Origin of the sequence: Klebsiella sp. WP8-S18-ESBL-06 (genome assembly GCF_014169755.1) — a bacterium.
GTDB lineage: Bacteria > Pseudomonadota > Gammaproteobacteria > Enterobacterales > Enterobacteriaceae > Kluyvera > Kluyvera ascorbata_B.
On record NZ_AP022257.1, the window covers coordinates 87,409 to 108,123 of the forward strand.

Genomic DNA, 20,715 nt, shown 5'->3' on the forward strand with positions numbered 1-20,715 from the left:
GGAGGACCACACCATGACAACAAAACCTGTGCTCGGTATTAGCGGATGTTTGACCGGGTCTGCCGTTCGCTTCGACGGCGGACACAAGCGTATGGGCTTTGTCATGGATGAACTGGCCCAGTGGGTGAGTTTCAGGCCCGTCTGCCCGGAAATGGCGATTGGCCTGCCGACGCCACGCCCGGCCATACGCCTGACGCTGACGGACAGCGGCGAAACGCAGCTCCGCTTCAGCAAGCCGCCCCATGATGATATAACGCAGAAAATGGCCGACTTTACGGCGGACTATCTGCCAAAAATCGGCGATCTGTCGGGATTTATCGTCTGCGCGAAATCGCCAAGCTGCGGCATGGAACGCGTGCGGCTATATGATGAAAACGGCAACCGGGGCCGCAAGGAGGGTGTCGGGCTGTTCACCGCCGCCCTGCTTGAAACCTACCCGTGGCTGCCCGTGGAGGAAGACGGTCGGCTGCACGACCCGGTGCTGCGGGAAAACTTTATCGAGCGGGTATTTGCCCTGCACGAGCTGAACACGCTGCGCGCTAAAGGCCTGACGCGCCGCGCGCTGCTGGATTTCCACAGCCGCTATAAATTGCAGCTTCTGGCGCACCATCAGGCGGGCTACCGCGAGATTGGCCCGTTCGTTGCGTCGCTGCATGAATGGGAAGATCTGGACGCGTTCTTCGTGGCGTACCGCGAAAAGCTGATGACCATCCTGAAAAAGCCCGCCTCGCGGAAAAACCATACCAACGTGCTAATGCATATCCAGGGCTATTTCCGTAACCAGCTGAACAGCCGCCAGCGCGTCGAGCTGCGCGATGTGATCCTGCACTATCGCGACGGGCTGCTACCCATCCTCGCGCCGTTGACGCTACTGAAACACTACATGGCCGAATACCCTGACCGGTATCTGATGACGCAAAACTACTTTGATCCCTATCCTGATGATTTGGGTCTGCGTCTGGCAGTAACCTGACGATAAAAATGCGAAGGCCCGTTTGACCCACAGAGGCCCAAAGCAGTACCCCGTTTAGACGACACCCTCACTGTCGTCTCTTTTTTGCATTCCACACAAAAGACTGTAATTATGTACAGGATTGTAACGCAAAAAGGGACTGCCTGTGATCACCACCCTGCACATTCAAAACTACCGCTCGATTCGCGAAATGTCGCTGGAGCTGGAACAGCTCAACATCGTCTTTGGCCCAAACGGCACCGGAAAATCCAATATCTACAAGGCGATCCACCTGATGCACAGCGCCGCACAGGGGCAGTTTTCGCAGGCACTGGCGAACGAGGGTGGGATTTTAAAAGTGTTCTGGGCAGGCAAAACCCGCAGCGACCAGCTGCGGCGGATGAATTTGGCCGTTGAAACCGAAACCTACGAATACGAGCTGCAGGTAGGCTTTGTCGAAAAACTGCCTTACCCCTCACAGTTTCAACTCGATCCGGTGATCAAAGAAGAGTCCATCTGGCTGAGTGGTCAATACCGCCGCCCGTCGTCACAGCTGATGAAGCGTAAAAATCAGGCCGTATTTCTGAACAACGTGCATCACGAGAAAGTCACCCACAGCGGCACGCTGTATGAGAACGAATCGGTGTTCGGCCAGCTTGGCGAGCCGCATCTTTACCCGGAAGTGTCGCAGATGCGCGAGTCGCTGCGTAACTGGCGCTTTTATCAGGAGTTTTCTGTATCAATCGGCTCGGCCATGCGCGCGCCTCAGGTCGGTTTCCGCTCCCCAGTGCTGGCCAGCGACGGCGCAAACCTGGCGGCGGCGTTTCAGACCATCGTGGAAATTGGCGACGAGCTGCTGCTGATGCGCATCCTCGACCAGGCCTTCCCCGGCTGCGTGTTTTACAGCGACAACACCGGCGGACGCTTCCGGATGATGATGCAGCGTGAAGGGCTAAGCAGACCGCTGGAGCCGGCGGAATTCTCCGACGGCACTCTGCGTTTTCTGTGCCTGGCGGTGGCGCTATTAAGCCCGCGTCCACCGGCCTTTATCGCCCTCAACGAACCGGAAAACAGCCTGCATCCGCAGATGCTGCCCGCGCTGGCGAGCTTAATCGCCGAGGCCAGCCGCTACTCGCAAATTTGGCTGACCAGCCACTCGCCGGAACTGGCGAATTTAATTGAGAAACAGAGATCGTTTTCGCTGTATCAGCTGTCGATGGTGGAAGGAGAAACGAAGGTGGAGAGGCTGGGGTAGTCTCCCAGAGGGCACTGTTGCAAAGTTAGCGATGAGGCAGCCTTTTGTCTTATTCAAAGGCCTTACATTTCAAAAACTCTGCTTACCAGGCGCATTTCGCCCAGGGGATCACCATAATAAAATGCTGAGGCCTGGCCTTTGCGTAGTGCACGCATCACCTCAATACCTTTGATGGTGGCGTAAGCCGTCTTCATGGATTTAAATCCCAGCGTGGCGCCGATTATCCGTTTCAGTTTGCCATGATCGCATTCAATCACGTTGTTCCGGTACTTAATCTGTCGGTGTTCAACGTCAGACGGGCACCGGCCTTCGCGTTTGAGCAGAGCAAGCGCGCGACCATAGGCGGGCGCTTTATCCGTGTTGATGAATCGCGGGATCTGCCACTTCTTCACGTTGTTGAGGATTTTACCCAGAAACCGGTATGCAGCTTTGCTGTTACGACGGGAGGAGAGATAAAAATCGACAGTGCGGCCCCGGCTGTCGACGGCCCGGTACAGATACGCCCAGCGGCCATTGACCTTCACGTAGGTTTCATCCATGTGCCACGGGCAAAGATCGGAAGGGTTACGCCAGTACCAGCGCAGCCGTTTTTCCATTTCAGGCGCATAACGCTGAACCCAGCGGTAAATCGTGGAGTGATCGACATTCACTCCGCGTTCAGCCAGCATCTCCTGCAGCTCACGGTAACTGATGCCGTATTTGCAGTACCAGCGTACGGCCCACAGAATGATGTCACGCTGAAAATGCCGGCCTTTGAATGGGTTCATGTGCAGCTCCATCAGCAAAAGGGGATGATAAGTTTATCACCACCGACTATTTGCAACAGTGCCCGATCAGAAGGGAGCGTTGATATCCACCACGTTGATCAACTTGTGGTTGACGAACTCTTTCAGGCCTAAGTCGATCAGTTCACGACCATAGCCGGAGCGGCGGATGCCGCCAAAGGGCAAATCAGCCTTAACCATGGTGGGGTGGTTGACAAACATCATCCCGGTAGAGACTTGCTTGGCTACCGCCAGACCGCGCTGTTCATCGGCGGTGAACACAGAGCCACCGAGGCCGAAGGGCGAATCGTTGGCAATGGCAATCGCTTCCTGTTCATCCTTTGCCTTGAGGATCATGGAGACAGGGCCGAAGAACTCCCAATAGTAAGCCGGGTTGTCCGGGGTCACATTGGTAAGTATGGTCGGCTGTACAAAAGCGCCTTGCTCCGGCACTTTGGGACCAACTTCGGTAGCTGTGGCACCATGCTCAACCGCTTCACGAATTTTCTGCTTCACTTCATCGGCAGCACCCTGGGAAGACAGGGGCGCCAGAGTCGTGTTCGGATCCATAGGGTCACCGGCTTTAAGCGCGGCTACGCCTTTGGTATAGCCTTCCATAAACTTGTCATAAATGGCTTCCACCAGGATCATCCGTTTGGATGAAACACATACCTGACCGGCATTCCAGTGACGGCCGAATACCGCCCAATCTATGGTTTTCTCAAGCTCGGCATCTTCCAGCACGATAAAGGCGTCAGAGCCGCCCAGCTCCAGAGTGGATTTTTTCAGCGCCTTACCGGCCTGAGAGGCAATAACGGCGCCTGCACCTTCAGAGCCGGTCAGAGCCACGCCATGTACCTTGGGTGAGTTGATGATCTGCTCGACTTGATCCCGGGTAGCATACAGGTTCTGGAAGGCGCCCTGTGGCAGTCCGGCATCCCGCATCAGGCTCTCAAAAGCGGCGGCGCACTGAGGCACATTGGAAGCGTGTTTCAGCAGCAGGGTGTTGCCGGCAGAAAGTTGCGGAGCCAAGATCCTGGCTATCTGGTAATAGGGGAAGTTCCAGGGTTCAATGGCCAGCAAGACCCCAAGAGGTTCATTGACCAGCAGCGCTTCCCCTTCGGCGGGATCGGCCACAGGCAGTTTCTGCGGTGCCAGCAGTCTCTCGGCATGCTCGGCATAGTATTCGAGGATCTGCGCCGACAGTTCTACTTCGGCCTCGGCCTCTCCAATGACTTTACCCATCTCTAGGGTCAGCAGCTCTGCATAGCGGCGCTTGCTGTCTCTGAGCAGGGCTGCAGCCCGATTGAGTATTTCAGCCTTGTTGGCAAAAGAGGTATTGCGCCAACTCAAAAAGGCCTGGTGGGCCGATTCAATTGCCTCTGTGACTTCGGCATCAGTGGCATTGGGAAATTCTTTGATGAGCTCTCCCGTGAAGGGATTGATCGTTGCATATGTCATGTGTTCCTCCCAGCGTTGCAAGTAATAGGGTATTGATGCCAACTCCTGTCATCGGGTGAAAATGTTTGAAGTTATCGTGGGTTTTGCCCCTCAGAGGCGAGTGGCAAGAAAAAGCTCAAACCTTTCTACGCTTTAAATGGCGACATTTGTGTGATCTTGATCGCATCAGTCGCCTGATGTCTACCGGTCGGTGATTTTTAATCCTTTTTTGTTAATTCTTTGTTTTTAAAAAACTTAAAAACAGCATTGACCAACAAAAATGGGCACTGTTGCAAATAGTCGGTGGTGATAAACTTATCATCCCCTTTTGCTGATGGAGCTGCACATGAACCCATTTAAAGGCCGGCATTTTCAGCGTGACATCATTCTGTGGGCCGTACGCTGGTACTGCAAATAGGGGTCGGTTTGGGAAACGGAAATTATTGTACGGTAAGTCTGTTCAAAAAACAGGCTTACCGAATGGAAGGGACTTCCCCTGATTATGCGCCTGATTAACTCTTGTGCAATCATGGGGTAAACACAACCCCGGAGGGATTCGTTATGACCATTACTACTGTCGGTATCGATCTTGCTAAAAATGTGTTCGCTGTTCATTGCGTTGACCAGAATGGCAAAACCGTTCTGGTTAAATCCAGAGTAACCCGCGCAGCTCTTCCCGGGCTGATTGCTGGTTTGCCGCCCTGTGTTATCGGGATGGAGGCGTGCTCCGGGGCTCATTACTGGGCAAGACTGTTTCGGCAGTATGGTCATGAGCCGCGTCTGATGGCCGCTAAATTTGTATCGCCTTACCGCATGGCTGGTAAATCAGGGAAAAATGATGCAGCTGATGCTCAGGCTATCTGCGAGGCGGTTCGTCGCCCACATATGCGGTTTGTGCCGGTTAAGGATGAGAGCCAGCAGGCAATGCAGTGTCTGCATCGTACCCGACAGGGTTTTATCGAAGAGAAAACAGCAACATATAATCGTCTCCGGGGGTTGATATCTGAATTCGGCGTTATCGCCCCACAAAGTACAGATGCCCTGCGCCACATAGTTTTTGAGCAGAAGAATTCTTTACCACTTCAGGTTCAGCAATGTGTTGATGATTTGCTGGAGCACGTTGCTCGCATTGAAGATAACATCGCTGAATATGACCGAATTTTGTCCCGCATGGCCAAAACAGATCATCGCAGTCAGCGGCTGATGGAATTGAAGGGCGTTGGCCCCACAACGGCCTGTGCGCTGGTCGCCAGTATCGGTAATGCACATGATTTTAAGAATGGGCGCCAGCTGGCAGCCTGGCTGGGACTGACACCATCGCAGTACAGCAGCGGCGGAAAGTCGAAGCTTGGCAGGATAACGAAAGCTGGCGATTCGTATCTGAGAACACTTCTGGTTCAGGGTGCCCGCTCGGTACTGATCGGGGCGGAGAAAAGGACTGATTTATTCAGTCGTTGGGTCTGCTCACTGGTCGAACGCAGAGGATACTGGCGCGCTGTTGTTGCCATCGCTGCCAAAAATGCAAGACTGTGCTGGGCATCATTGCATTACGGTGATGATTTCAGGTTGTACTCAGCTAGCTAAAGTACAAAGCTGTATGACCATCTGTTCTGCAACTCGTTGATGATAAAGGGTTAGACCCCGTGAGGTATATCTGCTTATTGTACAGGGCAAGTGTACCCGACTAACGAACTAGAGCCTCACGAGCGTCTTTCATCAGGGTTCGAATCGATGACGATTCATCATGACCGTTTATAGTACCGCAGTCTCTCCCCTTTATTTTTTTACTATAGTGCAGACAGAAACCGTAAACACCGGCGTTGACATGCCGGGGAAGCCCTTATAGTACAATAATTTCCGATCTCCAAACTGACCCCTAAATAGGCTGATTCGATGTGTTTGCGGGAAAAAAATCGGCCCAGATCCGCGAAATTTTAATCAGCGAGTCAGCTTGGGAAGAAATGACCTGCTTATTCGCACCTTCCCTAGCCAACACCTTTCTGCCATTCGGCTCCCGTTTCCTGATCGCATTTAACAGTGTGAAGCTGGCGCCGGGTTATACAGACAGCTGCAGTCTCATCCTGCCGGGCTAAACCTGCAGTACACAGGGGAACGGATACCGTCAGGTAACATGACCGTCTCAGCACCCGATTGAGATTTTCGTAAGGGATATAGAGCGTTACTGAAAAATTGACTGTGGCATGTTATCCCCCATGGAATGGTGAACAGACCAGGGATTACCCCCATTAAACCCGCATTCCGTAGTCAATATCTGCGTATCATGACCCGAAATCACATATGACAGTCAATATTGTTCGATCCGGGCAGACATGATAGAGAATAAATATTGACTGCGGTATGCGTGATGCATATCACAGTCAATGGAATGTCCTTAGCGGCATACGGCAGTCATGATATGCATATCGCAGTCAATTTTCTGGCTTCATCGCTGAGAGGGCTTCAGCCAGTTTAAGAGGATCGATGCCAGCAGCCTTCAGCGCCTTAATGACTTCGTCATAATTTTGCTCTGGCGCCTTCTCTTCTTCCTCTTTGCGCGGAACCTTCACAGGACTACTGATGAGTTTGGGGTTGCGATAATGCACGCTGAAATAGGTGGCTCGGCCACGTTTAAACTCGGTGTAATCCAGATAACCAATATCACGCAGCTGCTCCATCGCCTTACGCACCGTGTGGTTCTGTGTATAGACATTTGAGGTGAGATTCAGCCGGTCACGCATCCGTTTCATGGAAATAGGTGCAGGATTCTGGGGAAGACTTTCGATGTAGGTATAAAGCGCCTGGGCTGATTCCTTGCGCTGCAGGGCGTCAATGGCTTTCAGCCGCAGCAGTACCCTTCTGTCCATGTGGTAAAGCTCAAACAGCTTAGGTTCAGCCTTGATCTCAACGATATCCTCGTTGATGTCATAATAGGCTGACTGCACCAGATGGGTGGTCCATCCTTTGGTCTCGCTCTGGAACTTCAGCGTAACCGAGGCGAGTTTAAACAGGGAATTACTGATGCGATCGCGCATTTTTTTGTTTGAACGACGGGAGTCAAATCCGCACATCTTAACGAATTCGACGAACGACAGTTCCAGGGTGTCACTTTTTACCCCATACTCCGACATGGAGCGAATTATCCCCAGCCAGACTTTAAAATCCGTGTCCATATCAAGACGCGAACCGGTGATCTTAACGTCAGTGTATCCTTCGCTTTTGGCAATGGCCAGCTGTACAAGCTCCTCAGTCGCGTCTGTAACGTTTTTCCGGTTCGCCTTGCTCTTCCCTGTTGATTTCAGAGTTGGAACGAAGAGACCGAGTCTCATGAGCGCTACTGGCTGCACGGTACTGGTGCTGTTGACATCCAGCTTAACAACTTCACCGGTTGTCTTATCAACTTCCTGAAGGTTCAGAAGTAAGCTATTATTTTCGCTCGTCATCTTGATCCTCAACGGTTATCCACAAAAGGATGTAGTAATACGTATCGCAGTCAACGGATATACATACCTCAGTAAATACCGTTGCATATCACAGTATTAGATTATGCATATAACAGTCAACATTTTACATTCCGCAGTCGATCCAGACAGACGTTAAAGCCAGTTACAGCGCATGCTGGAGCGATCCGGGGATCTCTTTTGGATCTCACTATGATCTCCTTGGGATCAATTATTGGATCGAGACCATGAATAACTCAGATACAAGGCCGGAAGCGCCACACCAGATATCCAGAACCCTGGCCTGATTTTCCTGAATACGCTCTGGAAGATTGAGATCTACAGGTACAACAATGAAACATTGACTGCGGTATGCTGAGTCGTCTTTCCTACAGATGCGGTAAGCATCATACCATAGTCAATATATTACATACCGCAGTCAATTTCATTATAACTGGCTGATCCCGGGTCATCTTTAGCAACCCGACGTACGTGCAATCTGTGAGTTCTGTGATTTTCCGCTTCCTCGCCGCTTTCTCACTGTGTGAGATCGCTTACTGCGGCGAGCGGCAGTGATTAATATTGACTGCGGTATGTACTCTTTTGTAATCCCCTGCGTTCTTTCATTACCCAATGTGGTTCACTTTGCACTTTTTCGTGTGCTTTGCGATTTTATTGTTGCTTTGCAATAAATTCCAAGATTTAATAAAATAGTGCAAAGTGATGATTAAAGGATGTTCAGTATGGGACTTATGGATACACTCAACCAGTGCATAAGTGCTGGTCATGAAATGACGAAAGCAATCGCCATTGCACAGTTTAATGATGACAGTCCGGAAGCCCGGAAAATAACCCGGCGCTGGAGGATTGGTGAAGCGGCAGATTTAGTTGGCGTGTCATCTCAGGCTATCAGGGATGCCGAGAAAGCTGGCCGGCTGCCGCACCCTGATATGGAAACCCGTGGGAGAGTTGAGCAACGCGTTGGTTATACCATCGAACAAATCAATCACATGCGGGATGTATTTGGTACACGACTGCGCCGTGCTGAAGATGCGTTTCCGCCGGTGATTGGCGTTGCAGCTCACAAAGGTGGTGTTTACAAAACCTCAGTATCCGTTCACCTGGCTCAGGATCTTGCTCTGAAAGGACTCCGTGTTCTGCTTGTTGAAGGCAATGACCCACAGGGAACTGCTTCTATGTATCACGGATGGGTGCCCGATCTTCATATTCATGCTGAGGACACTCTCCTGCCCTTTTATCTTGGGGAAAAGGATGACGCCAGCTACGCTATAAAGCCCACCTGCTGGCCTGGCCTTGATATCATCCCGTCCTGTCTGGCACTGCACCGCATTGAAACCGAGCTGATGGGGAAATTTGACGAAGGCAAATTACCTGCTGACCCGCACCTGATGCTCCGTCTGGCCATTGAAACTGTCGCTCATGATTATGACGTGATAGTTATCGACAGTGCACCCAACCTTGGTATCGGTACGATAAATGTTGTATGCGCTGCTGATGTTCTGATTGTCCCTACTCCGGCAGAGCTGTTCGACTACACCTCCGCACTGCAGTTTTTCGATATGCTTCGTGACCTGCTTAAGAACGTGGATCTTAAAGGCTTCGAGCCAGATGTCCGTATTCTGCTTACCAAATACAGTAATAATAATGGCTCACAGTCCCCGTGGATGGAAGAACAAATTCGGGATGCCTGGGGAAGCATGGTCCTTAAAAATGTTGTGCGCGAAACGGATGAAGTCGGTAAAGGTCAGATCCGTATGAGAACCGTTTTTGAACAGGCTATTGATCAACGTTCTTCAACCGGTGCCTGGCGTAATGCCCTCTCTATCTGGGAGCCTGTTTGCAATGAGATTTTTGATCGTCTGATTAAACCACGCTGGGAGATTAGATAATGAAGCGTGCTCCTGTCATTCCAAGACATACCACACATAGTCAATCGACTGAAGATACTTCATCACCGGCGCCGGCCGCGCCGATGGTGGATTCATTAATTGCGCGCGTGGGTGCTATGGCCCGCGGTAATGCAATCTCTCTTCCGGTATGTGGACGGGAAGTGAAATTTACCCTTGAGGTGCTCCGGGGAGACTCTGTTGAGAGCGCTTCACGCGTATGGTCAGGCAATGAGCGCGATCAGGAACTACTTACCGAAGATGCTCTGGATGATCTCATTCCTTCATTTTTACTGACCGGTCAGCAGACTCCAGCTTTCGGCCGCCGGGTTTCTGATGTCATAGAAATTGCCGACGGCAGCCGTCGCCGTAAAGCCGCAATCCTGACGGAAAGTGATTATCGCGTTCTGGTTGGTGAACTGGACGATGAGCAGATGGCTGCATTGTCCCGACTGGGTAACGATTATCGGCCGACGAGTGCTTATGAACGTGGCCTGCGTTATACAAGCCGGCTGCAGAATGAGTTTGCAGGAAATATTTCTGCGCTTGCCGATGCGGAAAACATCTCTCGTAAGATCATTACCCGCTGTATCAATACGGCCAAATTGCCTAAATCCGTTGTTGCCCTGTTTGCACATCCTGGAGAACTGTCTGCCCGGTCAGGTGAATCCCTTCAGAAGGCTTTTGCAGATAAAGAAGAATTACTGAAGCAGCAGGCTGAGACTCTCCACGATCAGAAGAAAGCGGGACTAATCTTTGAAGCTGAAGAGGTCATTAGTCTTTTAACATCCGTACTGAAACAATCTCCCGCATCAAGAGTTAATCTGAGCTCACGTCATCAGTTTGCTCCAGGGGCAACAGCATTGTATAAGGGCGATAAAATGGTGCTTAACCTGGATAGGTCCCGCATTCCTGCGGAGTGTATAGAGAAAATAGAAGCCATTCTTAAGGAGCTTGAGAAACCAGGAGTCTGATGCGGACACGCTTTAGTCTACGGTGATCTCCCTTTACTTCATTTCCTTTCTCACAGGCCAGAAAACATAACTGGCCTGAATATTCTCTCTGGGACCACGGTCCCATCTGTATCGCCGCTCAGGTTATCTGCCTGGGACCACGGTCCCACCTGTATCGCCGGTCAGGTTATCTGCCTGGGACCACGGTCCCACCTGCATCGCCGGTCAGCTTATCTGCCTGGGACCACGGTCCCACCTGTATCGCCGGTCAGGTTATCTGCCTGGGACCACGGTCCCACCTGCATCGTCTGTCAGCTTATCTGCCTGGGACCACGGTCCCACCTGTATCGCCGGTCAGGTTATCTGCCTGGGACCACGGTCCCACCTGCATCGTCGGCACATTATTAGTTAGGGACAACGGTTCAATCAATGCCTGTCACGAACAGGTATTGGCTTGTCGCCAGCAACCCGTTGAGCGGAGTAATCACGCAGCAGGACGGCTGTTACAGGCGATGGTGAAAGCTCTGTTGGGATCTGAACGAAGCATGTTGAGTGAAATTTGCAAAATTTCGCAGAGTATGCGGCTTCATCTTTAAATTTCCGCCAGCATTTTTAAAGCCAGCTACCGACGCTGCGCGTTGGCCGGCCCTTCGTCCGGCGGGTAACCAGTACCGGCCGATCTTACGACCCTGGATGAACATCATCCCGTCAGCAGCGTCTCCACTGTGATGTCGTTTTTCACACTGTCCGATCACAAAATAGAACGGGCAGGGACAACATATGGTAGGAAAAGCAGCTGCCAGAGACACAATATATTGATTACCCACAGTAACGGGGGATAACCATGTGGGTAACATATTGAAAGTGCAACACGTTATCTGATTAATTGACTTTGTAAACGCCGCTGAACCATGAAAAAAAACCGGGGGAATCATCACAGCGCATAAACATACCGTTTTGTTTTTGGGTGACGGCAAGGAGGCCCCTTTTATCACCACATACCTTGTCAAAGGTTTCCATTTCTATCCTTATCAGGCTCCTGTCGTTATTTTCAGGAGAGATCCGGAGATGTTTTGTCAGCCAGACAGGATAGGTATCAGCGTTACGCCAGTACTGCAATTCAATCACTGAAGCCATTCCCCAGACAGCGAAGTATAAGAAAACCACACCTGCGATTTTGCTACCCATATTGTTCCTTAACATTGGCTTAATACATTCCTTGCTCCTCGCACCGGAGCACATCACAGATACTGATTGAGATCCACTTCACGCAGCGGCTGGTTTTGACGTTCTGTTATCGTTTGCACCAGGTCTTTTTCGTCCAGCTCATCGAGCATTTGTTCATACAAAGCCGCGGGCACACAATAAAAAACAGGGCGGTTACGGTCAATTATCTCGACCGGGTAGCCGCCGTGGGCACTGGCGGTGGCCACCGGATCGTTTTTAAGTTCGCTGACGCTGGCAGTCACATCACACAGAATGATATTTGTCATGGTTCCCCCCTGAGACAAGTCACCTGTATGATCGGTAAAGTAAGCTCTGGCGGCAAGTCCCTTCTGTCATTTCAACGGTCAGAAACGGGCAACCGGCAGCTCCTTCCAGCGTGTGGTATATGCCGGTGACAGCATCTCCCGTTTCATCTGCCAGTCCGGCGCAATACCCCGTCCGGCAAACCAGACTTTCCCGAGTCCGGAATGATTAATGCCGTCGAGTACCTTCATCAGCGCATCGCTGTGCGGCCGTGGCTGCACGTCATCGAACAGATTCAGCTGCGCGACGCCGTTCGGACTGAAATCATTGAGCATTATCCCCGCTTTTGCGTAGCGGTGGCCATCGAGCCAGATCCTGTCCAGAGACCTGACCGCTGCCGCGATAATGTCCCGGGTGTCACGGGTAGGGGTGTTCAGTTTTTCCGTGGCCACGTTACCGTAATACGGCTCATTAACCGCAAAAGGGGATGTCTTAATGAAGGTGCTGATATGCCGGCAGTACTGTCGCTCACCGCGCAACTTTTCCGCCGCGCGCTCGGCATACTGGCAGACGGCCTGGCGCATTTCTCCGTAGGTGGTGATCCGCTGCCCGAAGCTGCGACTGCAGACAATCTGCTGTTTCGGCGGCGGCGCTTCCTCCAGCGAAATGCAACTCTCGCCGTTCAGCTCACGTACCGTGCGCTCCAGCACTACGTTGAAGTTTTTCCGGATAAATGTAGGGTTCGTCAGCGACAGCTGCAGGGCGGTGGTGATCCCCATAACGTGCAGCTTTTTCGCTATCCGGTTCCCCACGCCCCAGATTTCTTCCACCGGCTGCAGGCTGAGTAATTTTGCCGTTCTGCGTGGATTTTCGGGCGACAGCGCCAGCACCCCACTGAATTGTGGCCATTCCTTTGACGCCCACTGCGCCGATTTGGCCAGTGTTTTTGTGGCGCCGAAGCCGACACCGATCGTCAGTCCGGTTCCACTGAGAACATGCCCACGCAGCTGCCTGCCAAAATCCTCCAGATCCATACAGTGGCTAATTCCCCGGGCATCCAGGAAACATTCGTCAATTGAGTATTGTTCGACGCGGGGCGACAGCTCTTCCAGCAGGGCGACCACACGGTTACTCAGGCTCGCGTAGAGCTCGTAGTTGCTGGAAAAAACGTACAGTTTTTCAGGAAACTGCGCCTCTTTGAGCTGGAACCAGGGGGGTCCCATCTTTATACCCAGCCGTTTGGCTTCAGCACTCCGGGCAATAACGCAGCCATCGTTGTTACTGAGAACGACGACAGGTTTGCCGCGCAAATCCGGCCTGAAAACCTTCTCGCAACTGGCGTAGAAGGAGTTGACGTCTGCCAGGGCGAACATCAGTCTGCCCTCCGGGTTTTATGAATGAAGGCCGTCACCACGCCGAAAATTTGCAGAGTTTCCGGATCCGGGTACAGGGAAGGGAAGTCCGGGTTCATCGCCTGCAGGGCTGGCCGCGGCGTCAGAAGCAGGCGTTTTACCGTAAATTCACCCTCAATTTCCGCGATAACAATATCCCCGTGCCGCGGCTGTTCTGCTTTATCCACGACCATCAGATCGCCGGAATAGAGGCCAATATCAGTCATTGAGTTGCCAATCGCTCTGACAAAATAGGTGGAGTGGCGCCGGTGAATGCAGTACTCATTCAGATCCAGTTCAGACTCAGTATAGTCTGCTGCCGGTGACGGAAAACCCGCAGGGCATCGCTCTGTGAACAAAGGAATTTTTACTATGCTGGCTTCTGATACTGCAGGAATGAACTTCATCGTTTTTTCCCTCGCTTAAAACTGTATATGCATGGGTCTTCCCCGATCATGGTGGGAAGGCTCAGAACGCCATATTCAGCTTTCCGTAGTGGAACATCACCCCCAGTTTAAAGCGCTCCCGGTTTCGGTATCCCCTGGCTTTTATCCTCAGCAGCCTGATCTTGCTGTTAAGTGCCTCCGCATTTCCGTTTGAGACACTGTGTCGCATCGCATTCAGGATCCCGTACAGCCTTTTTCCTATCGTTTTCGCGGCATTTTTCATCATGGGAACGTCACTGTTAGCCGCCAGCGCCAACCATCTCTGCCAGTCACTCCGTCTTTCCTCGCTCCATGGCCTGTTCCAGATATCCTTTGCCAGCTCTTTCAGCGCCCAGCACTGGCTCGTCAGCTTCATCTGTGCACGCAGCCACATCAGCTTTTCCTGCCGGGATTCGGTCATCCACTTATCGCTGTACTGCCACAGGAAGCGGGTTCCTTTTGCCTGGTGTCGGCTTTCAACAGGGAGGTGCGGATGTTCATTCTGACGGGTTTTATCAACTACCTCGCCCAGTTGCTTCGCCACATGGAAGCGGTCAAAGGCGATTTTCTCAACCGCACTGGGTAAGTGGATACGCGCTGCTCTTATATAGCCCGCGTTCATGTCCATTGAGAGCGTTTTGATAGCCAGCAACTGCCCATCAGTGAGCGTGCGAAGATAGCCGGCAAGACTCTCTGTGCCGCGATCATCCGTTAAGGCCAGCGCCCGACCATCGCGATCGGAGATCACCGTTATGTAACGATGTCCTTTTTTAAAGGCGACCTCATCCACATTCATATGACGGGCGGATAATGGCTTTTTTATCCGGGCAAGACCTCGCTTAACTGCCCGGGTCATAATGCCGTCAACCGCATTCCAACTGAGCTTAAGTTGCTTCCTGACAGCATCAACGGTGCTGATTTTCAGCCATGAGAGAACGAACGATTCGAATAGCAACGTATACCGGCTTCCGGGGCCAGCCCACGGAACAGGCAACGTCAGGCAGCCATGCTCCGGACACATAATTCGTGGAACATCGGCTTCAACAATAGTGGTGAACTGGCAGGTATCAAGATGGCGCCATTTACGATGACGGTGATCGTGAACAGAACAGGATTTACCGCAGGTCGGACAGGCTAGCCGGGTGTTTTCAGCGATCTCAATAGTGACAGTAACAGAACCGGCATTTTCATCGAGAGAAAGGGACTTTACCTGCCACGGATCGGACAGGTTGAGAATATGAGCGTAGAGGGACTTTTCGTCCATGGCGGTGACCTCTGGCGATTAAATACACCATTATCATGCCTTCAGCCACCACAACAAGGGAAGACCCATATGCATACAGTATAAGGGGCGGTGAAATTTCTGCAAGTGATGGGGTCTGAGGGCCAATGGAACGAAAACGTACGCTAAGGAAATAACCAATTGTTATAATTGATATTATTCATTCTTCTCTATGAACTGAAAGCCCGCACTAAGCAATGTTTTAGCCTCAAATGACTTTTTTACCTACCCAACTAACGTAACGATCGCACATCAGGTCGTTTTTCAACCGCATAGTGACACCTGCACTCACATGCGAGAAAACACATATGATTTTGACTTCTTGTTTTGGTGGAGAGACAATACCCATTCATAGCAGGAGTACATAATGCCAGAAATTGCATCCCTACAACTTTTCAAAATACTATCTGATGAAACCCGCCTGGGTATCGTGCTACTGCTCAGGGAGATGGGGGAGCTGTGCGTATGCGATCTCTGCACAGCGCTGGAACAATCACAACCCAAGACCTCCCGCCATCTGGCGATGCTTCGGGAAAGTGGCCTGTTGCTGGATCGCAAGCAGGGGAAATGGGTTCATTATCGCTTATCCCCGCATATTCCTTCCTGGGCTGCCCTGGTGATTGAGCAGGCCTGGTTAAGTCAACAGGACGACGTACAGGCCATCGCCCGTAAGCTGGCATCGGCCAACTGCTCTGGCAGCGGTAAGGCTGTTTGTATCTAAAAATTTTGCCTGTACATATATGTTTTTACGAATATGAGGTGTTAAAGATGAAAATGTTAACGGTGTTTGATCCGGCGATGTGCTGCAGTACCGGCGTTTGTGGTTCAGATGTCGATCAGGTTTTGGTCAATTTTTCTGCTGATGTGCAATGGCTGAAAGGGCGTGGGGTTCAGATCGAACGTTATAACCTGGCGCAGCAGCCTATGAGCTTCGTTGAGAACGAAAAAGCGAAAGCATTCCTTGAGGCTTCTGGAGCTGAAGGGCTTCCGCTGCTGTTGCTTGATGGTGAAACGGTGATGGCCGGGCGATACCCAAAACGCGCTGAACTGGCTCGCTGGTTTGGTATACCGCTGGAAAAGGTGGGTTTAGCTTCCACCAGTTGCTGTGGTGGTAAAACTTCCTGTTGTTGAGTATGTCAGGAGGACATATGAAATTCTTAGAGAATATCCCGTCTTACCTGTTTTTCACCGGTAAGGGAGGTGTAGGCAAAACTTCGATTTCCTGCGCAACGGCTATACGTCTGGCTGAACTGGGAAAGCGTGTTCTGCTTGTCAGTACCGACCCGGCTTCCAATGTCGGTCAGGTATTCGATCAGACTATCGGTAACACTATCCAGCCCGTGACTGCTGTGTCTGGTCTTTCGGCTCTGGAGATTGACCCGCAGGACGCCGCCCAGCAATACCGCGCCAGAATCGTTGACCCTATTAAAGGTCTTTTGCCTGATGACGTTGTTAACAGCATCAGTGAACAGCTTTCAGGAGCTTGTACGACAGAGATCGCTGCATTCGACGAGTTTACTGGCTTACTGACTGACGCTTCTCTGCTGACCCGCTTTGATCACATCATTTTTGATACTGCCCCAACTGGCCACACTATTCGCCTTCTTCAGCTTCCCGGAGCCTGGAGCAGCTTCATCGAAAGTAACCCGGATGGTGCTTCCTGTCTTGGTCCAATGGCTGGGCTGGAAAAACAACGCGAGCAATATGCTCATGCGGTTGAGGCATTATCCGATCCTGAACGAACTCGCCTTGTGCTGGTCGCGCGATTGCAAAAATCAACACTGCAGGAAGTCGCTCGTACTCATGACGAATTATCAGCTATTGGCCTTAAAAATCAGTATTTAGTCATTAACGGTGTCCTGCCTGCGAGCGAAGCAGAACGTGATGCACTGGCCGCTGCAATATGGCAACGGGAGCAAGGGAAGGTGCGAATAAGTCCGAGATGTGAGATCATCGTGTTGTAACCTGAACCCAGAATGAGTAACCGGATGAGCCAGCAACTGACTTTTGCCGACAGTGAGTTTTCCAGTAAACGCCGCCAGACCCGCAAAGAAGTTTTCCTTGGCAGAATGGATGACTTGCTTCCCTGGGACAAATTACTTGGCGTTATCGAGCCTGTGTATCCCAAGGCCGGTAATGGTCGCAGGCCCTATCCGCTGGAAACCATGCTGCGTATTCACTGCATGCAGCAATGGTACAACCTGAGCGATGAGGCCATGGAAGATGCCCTCTATGAAATCGCCTCCATGCGCCAATTTGCTCGCCTGTCACTGGATAAAGCCATTCCAGACCGCACTACCATCATGAATTTCCGGCATTTGCTGGAGCAGCATGAACTGGCCCGCAAAATCTTCAGTACCGTTAATCACTGGCTAGCAGAGTGTGGCGTTCTAATGACCCAGGGCACCTTGGTGGATGCCACCATCATTCAAGCCCCCAGCTCTACCAAAAACAAACACAACAGCCGTGATGAAGACATGCACCAGACCAAGAAAGGTAACCAGTGGTACTTCGGCATGAAAGCGCACATTGGCGTGGACGCCAAAAGTGGCCTGACCCACAGTCTGGTGACCACGGCGGCTAACGAGCACGACCTCAATCAGGTTGGCAAGTTACTGCATGGCGATGAAGAATTTATCTCAGCCGATGCTGGTTATCAGGGGGCCGAAAAGCGCGATGAGCTCAGCGATGTCAGCGCAGACTGGCTTATCGCCAAGCGTCCCGGCAAAGTGAATGCATTGAAGCAACACCCGCGCAAGAACAAGCTGGCCATCCGTTACGAATACCTGAAAGCGAGTATCCGAGCGAAGGTTGAGCATCCATTTCGGATAGTAAAATGTCAGTTTGGTTTCGTCAAAGCCAGGTACAAGGGGCTGGCTAAAAATGACAGTCAACTGGCGATGTTATTCACCCTGGCGAACCTGGTTCGAGTTGACCAATTGATACGGGCACAGGCGAGATCTACCTGAAATGAGGAAATTGGCCTGAAACAGGGCCAAAATCAGCCACGAAGAGACGATTTTGGGCTGAAAATTGGAAAATTGAGCCACAGGACGTCGATAAAGGACGGTTTGGGGCGTCATATCGGGAGCTGCGGACCACTTAATCGCAACTTCCCAAGAGGCGCTGGCAAATCTTCCTGCCGGGTTATCTGATTTGCCGACAGACAACTTATACCTGCAGCCGCTGAACATGGTTGGTGTATCCGCATTGAAAGGCCTGCTCAACGAACACGCTGAGATAACATCGCTTCCTGAACAAAGCCCACAGAACAAGCCAGAGAATATGTCGTTGTCTGTCCTGGTTGATGATATCGCCCGCAGTGAACACGGTTTGATTATGCTGATGGGCAAAGGTGGTGTGGGCAAAACCACAATGGCTGCGGCTATCGCCGTCAGTCTGGCGGATAAGGGTTTTGATGTGCATCTCACCACCTCAGATCCTGCTGCACATCTCAGTACAACGCTCAATGGCAGCCTCAAAAATCTGCAGGTCAGCCGAATCAACCCTCACGATGAAACTGAACGCTATCGTCAGCATGTTCTTGAGACGAAAGGCAGGGATCTGGATGAGGCTGGGAAACGGCTGCTCGAAGAGGATTTACGTTCTCCTTGCACAGAAGAGATTGCGGTGTTCCAGGCGTTTTCACGCGTAATTCGTGAAGCTGGCAAACGGTTTGTGGTCATGGATACGGCACCTACCGGGCATACGCTATTACTGCTTGATGCTACCGGGGCTTATCACCGTGAGATTGCCAGGAAGATGGGGGATAAAGGTCATTTTACCACTCCGATGATGCAGCTTCAGGACCAGGAACGTACCAAAGTTTTGCTGGTCACTCTGCCTGAAACCACACCTGTACTGGAAGCGGCAAACCTGCAGTCCGATCTTGAACGTGCGGGGATTCATCCCTGGGGCTGGATTATCAATAACAGCCTTTCGATTGCACAGACGCAATCGCCGCTGCTTTGCCAGCGCGCCCTACAAGAGCGTCCTCAAATCGAGGTTGTGAAAAACCAGCATGCAAGCCGCATAGCGTTAGTACCGGTAATGGCTGCAGAGCCCACTGGCATCGAGAAACTCAGAGAGCTGGTTGTTTAATTTTTTTGTATATACAGGGCGGCAAAGCCGTCCTGTCTGGAGGATTTATGTTACTGGCAGGCGCTATTTTTGTCCTGACCATCGTTTTGGTTATCTGGCAACCGAAGGGATTAGGGATCGGCTGGAGTGCGACGCTGGGCGCGGTACTGGCGCTGATCTCTGGCGTAGTCCATTTTGGTGATATCCCTGTAGTGTGGAATATTGTCTGGAATGCGACGGCGACCTTTATTGCCGTGATTATTATCAGCCTTCTGCTCGATGAATCGGGCTTTTTCGAATGGGCGGCGCTGCACGTTTCACGTTGGGGTAACGGTCGCGGGCGTTTGCTGTTTACCTATATCGTTTTGCTCGGCGCAGCGGTGGCGGCACTGTTTGCCAACGATGGTGCGGCATTGATTCTGACGCCAATTGTTATCGCCATGCTGCTTGCATTAGGTTTCAGCAAAGGCACTACGCTGGCATTTGTCATGGCCGCCGGGTTTATTGCCGATACGGCCAGTCTGCCGCTTATCGTGTCCAACCTGGTTAACATCGTTTCTGCAGACTTCTTTGGGCTGGGTTTCACTGAGTATGCGTCGGTAATGGTGCCGGTGGATATCGCAGCCATTATCGCCACGCTGGTGATGCTGCATCTGTTCTTCCGCAAAGATATTCCGCCAACTTACGACCTGGCTCTCCTGAAAGCACCGGCAAAAGCGATTAAAGATCTGGCAACCTTCAGAACCGGCTGGATAGTGTTGATCCTTCTTCTGGTTGGCTTTTTCGTCCTTGAGCCGTTGGGTATCCCGGTCAGTGCGATTGCTGCTGTAGGGGCTGTCATTCTGTTTGCGGTGGCGAAGCGAGGCCATGCCATTAACACTGGCAAAGTGCTTCGCGGTGCGCCATGGCAGATCGTCATATTCTCTCTGGGAATGTATCTGGTGGTCTATGGTCTGCGTAATGCCGGACTAACAGAATACCTCTCCGGTGTGTTGAACGTGCTGGCAGATAAAGGACTTTGGGCCGCGACGTTTGGTACTGGCTTCCTGACGGCTTTCCTCTCTTCCATCATGAACAATATGCCTACCGTGCTGGTTGGTGCTCTCTCTATTGATGGCAGCACTGCAACAGGCGTTATCAAAGAGGCGATGATTTTTGCCAACGTGATTGGCTGCGATCTTGGACCGAAAATTACACCTATTGGTAGCCTGGCAACGTTGCTCTGGCTGCATGTCCTTTCACAGAAGAACATGACCATCACATGGGGATACTATTTCCGCACCGGGATCGTCATGACTCTGCCTGTGCTGTTTGTAACGCTGGCCGCGCTGGCGCTACGTCTCTCTTTCACTTTGTAAT

At 51.7% G+C, this 20,715-nt stretch carries 17 protein-coding genes and 3 pseudogenes; 12 read left to right on the plus strand and 8 right to left on the minus strand.

The features are described from left to right. The first annotated feature begins 13 nt into the window (after window positions 1-13). Window positions 14-973 carry a YbgA family protein gene (locus tag H7R76_RS24140; RefSeq protein WP_000208728.1) on the plus strand — a complete coding sequence of 320 codons (960 nt, stop codon included), beginning with the start codon at window positions 14-16 and terminating at the stop codon, window positions 971-973. Between the two features lie 145 nt (window positions 974-1,118). Continuing rightward, window positions 1,119-2,207 carry an AAA family ATPase gene (locus tag H7R76_RS24145; RefSeq protein WP_000633445.1) on the plus strand — a complete coding sequence of 363 codons (1,089 nt, stop codon included), beginning with the start codon at window positions 1,119-1,121 and terminating at the stop codon, window positions 2,205-2,207. A 62-nt stretch (window positions 2,208-2,269) separates the two neighbouring features. Here H7R76_RS24145 and H7R76_RS24150 read toward each other — a convergent pair whose 3' ends face one another. Next, window positions 2,270-2,974, minus strand: coding sequence for an IS6-like element IS26 family transposase (locus H7R76_RS24150; RefSeq protein WP_001067855.1), 705 nt, complete (start codon window positions 2,972-2,974; stop codon window positions 2,270-2,272). 66 nt (window positions 2,975-3,040) lie between these two features. Then, complete coding sequence (locus H7R76_RS24155; protein ID WP_023205627.1) at window positions 3,041-4,432, minus strand: NAD-dependent succinate-semialdehyde dehydrogenase; 1,392 nt, start codon at window positions 4,430-4,432, stop codon at window positions 3,041-3,043. A 325-nt stretch (window positions 4,433-4,757) separates the two neighbouring features. Between H7R76_RS24155 and H7R76_RS24160 the strand changes: the two are divergent. Continuing rightward, window positions 4,758-4,826: pseudogene (locus H7R76_RS24160) on the plus strand (IS6 family transposase); the annotation flags it as partial. A 146-nt stretch (window positions 4,827-4,972) separates the two neighbouring features. Continuing rightward, complete coding sequence (locus H7R76_RS24165) at window positions 4,973-5,995, plus strand: IS110 family RNA-guided transposase (protein WP_001567660.1); 1,023 nt, start codon at window positions 4,973-4,975, stop codon at window positions 5,993-5,995. 845 nt (window positions 5,996-6,840) lie between these two features. Here the strand turns inward: H7R76_RS24165 and H7R76_RS24170 are convergent. Further along, window positions 6,841-7,851, minus strand: coding sequence for a RepB family plasmid replication initiator protein (locus tag H7R76_RS24170; RefSeq protein WP_000200069.1), 1,011 nt, complete (start codon window positions 7,849-7,851; stop codon window positions 6,841-6,843). 740 nt (window positions 7,852-8,591) lie between these two features. Here H7R76_RS24170 and sopA point away from each other — a divergent pair. Both sopA and H7R76_RS24180 read left to right on the plus strand, forming a co-directional pair. Then, a complete protein-coding gene (gene sopA / locus H7R76_RS24175; protein ID WP_000523812.1) occupies window positions 8,592-9,758 on the plus strand; it encodes a plasmid-partitioning protein SopA in 1,167 nt (388 codons plus the stop codon). Beyond that, window positions 9,758-10,729 carry a ParB/RepB/Spo0J family plasmid partition protein gene (locus H7R76_RS24180; RefSeq protein WP_182968097.1) on the plus strand — a complete coding sequence of 324 codons (972 nt, stop codon included), beginning with the start codon at window positions 9,758-9,760 and terminating at the stop codon, window positions 10,727-10,729. The genes sopA and H7R76_RS24180 overlap by 1 nt, the downstream gene beginning before the upstream one ends. A gap of 861 nt (window positions 10,730-11,590) precedes the next feature. On the opposite strand, the gene H7R76_RS24185 is transcribed toward H7R76_RS24180, so the two are convergent. The 5 genes from H7R76_RS24185 to H7R76_RS24205 all read right to left on the minus strand — a co-directional run bounded on the left by H7R76_RS24185 (window position 11,591) and on the right by H7R76_RS24205 (window position 15,258). Continuing rightward, entirely contained in the window at window positions 11,591-11,896 is a 306-nt protein-coding gene (locus H7R76_RS24185; RefSeq protein WP_182968099.1) for a hypothetical protein, read from the minus strand. 53 nt (window positions 11,897-11,949) lie between these two features. Beyond that, complete coding sequence (locus H7R76_RS24190) at window positions 11,950-12,201, minus strand: type II toxin-antitoxin system Phd/YefM family antitoxin (RefSeq protein ID WP_182968100.1); 252 nt, start codon at window positions 12,199-12,201, stop codon at window positions 11,950-11,952. Window positions 12,202-12,279: 78 nt separating this feature from the next. Continuing rightward, window positions 12,280-13,551: a Y-family DNA polymerase gene (locus H7R76_RS24195; protein WP_072851522.1), complete on the minus strand. Its 1,272-nt coding sequence runs from the start codon at window positions 13,549-13,551 to the stop codon at window positions 12,280-12,282. Further along, window positions 13,551-13,976, minus strand: a complete 426-nt coding sequence (gene umuD / locus H7R76_RS24200; RefSeq protein ID WP_001776124.1) for a translesion error-prone DNA polymerase V autoproteolytic subunit — start codon at window positions 13,974-13,976, stop codon at window positions 13,551-13,553. The genes H7R76_RS24195 and umuD overlap by 1 nt, the downstream gene beginning before the upstream one ends. A gap of 61 nt (window positions 13,977-14,037) precedes the next feature. Further along, window positions 14,038-15,258 (minus strand): ISL3-like element ISKox3 family transposase, encoded by a 1,221-nt coding sequence (locus tag H7R76_RS24205; RefSeq protein WP_000343760.1) that lies wholly within the window; start codon window positions 15,256-15,258, stop codon window positions 14,038-14,040. 385 nt (window positions 15,259-15,643) lie between these two features. Here H7R76_RS24205 and arsR point away from each other — a divergent pair, with 385 nt between their 5' ends. The 6 genes and pseudogenes from arsR (at window position 15,644) to arsB (ending at window position 20,714) form a co-directional block, all read left to right on the plus strand. Further along, entirely contained in the window at window positions 15,644-15,997 is a 354-nt protein-coding gene (arsR, locus tag H7R76_RS24210) for an As(III)-sensing metalloregulatory transcriptional repressor ArsR (RefSeq protein ID WP_001114073.1), read from the plus strand. A 47-nt stretch (window positions 15,998-16,044) separates the two neighbouring features. Then, the gene (arsD, locus tag H7R76_RS24215) at window positions 16,045-16,407 is read left to right on the plus strand and encodes an arsenite efflux transporter metallochaperone ArsD (RefSeq protein ID WP_000783215.1); all 363 of its coding nucleotides are present in this window, start codon (window positions 16,045-16,047) and stop codon (window positions 16,405-16,407) included. Between the two features lie 17 nt (window positions 16,408-16,424). Next, window positions 16,425-17,195: pseudogene (gene arsA / locus H7R76_RS24220) on the plus strand (arsenite efflux transporter ATPase subunit ArsA); the annotation flags it as partial. Window positions 17,196-17,264: 69 nt separating this feature from the next. Then, window positions 17,265-18,245, plus strand: coding sequence for an IS5-like element ISEc68 family transposase (locus H7R76_RS24225; RefSeq protein WP_000082736.1), 981 nt, complete (start codon window positions 17,265-17,267; stop codon window positions 18,243-18,245). A 148-nt stretch (window positions 18,246-18,393) separates the two neighbouring features. Beyond that, window positions 18,394-19,377, plus strand: a pseudogene (gene arsA / locus H7R76_RS24230) (arsenite efflux transporter ATPase subunit ArsA); the annotation flags it as partial. A 47-nt stretch (window positions 19,378-19,424) separates the two neighbouring features. Beyond that, complete coding sequence (arsB, locus tag H7R76_RS24235) at window positions 19,425-20,714, plus strand: arsenite efflux transporter membrane subunit ArsB (RefSeq protein ID WP_000922630.1); 1,290 nt, start codon at window positions 19,425-19,427, stop codon at window positions 20,712-20,714. The last annotated feature ends 1 nt before the right edge of the window (window position 20,715 follow it).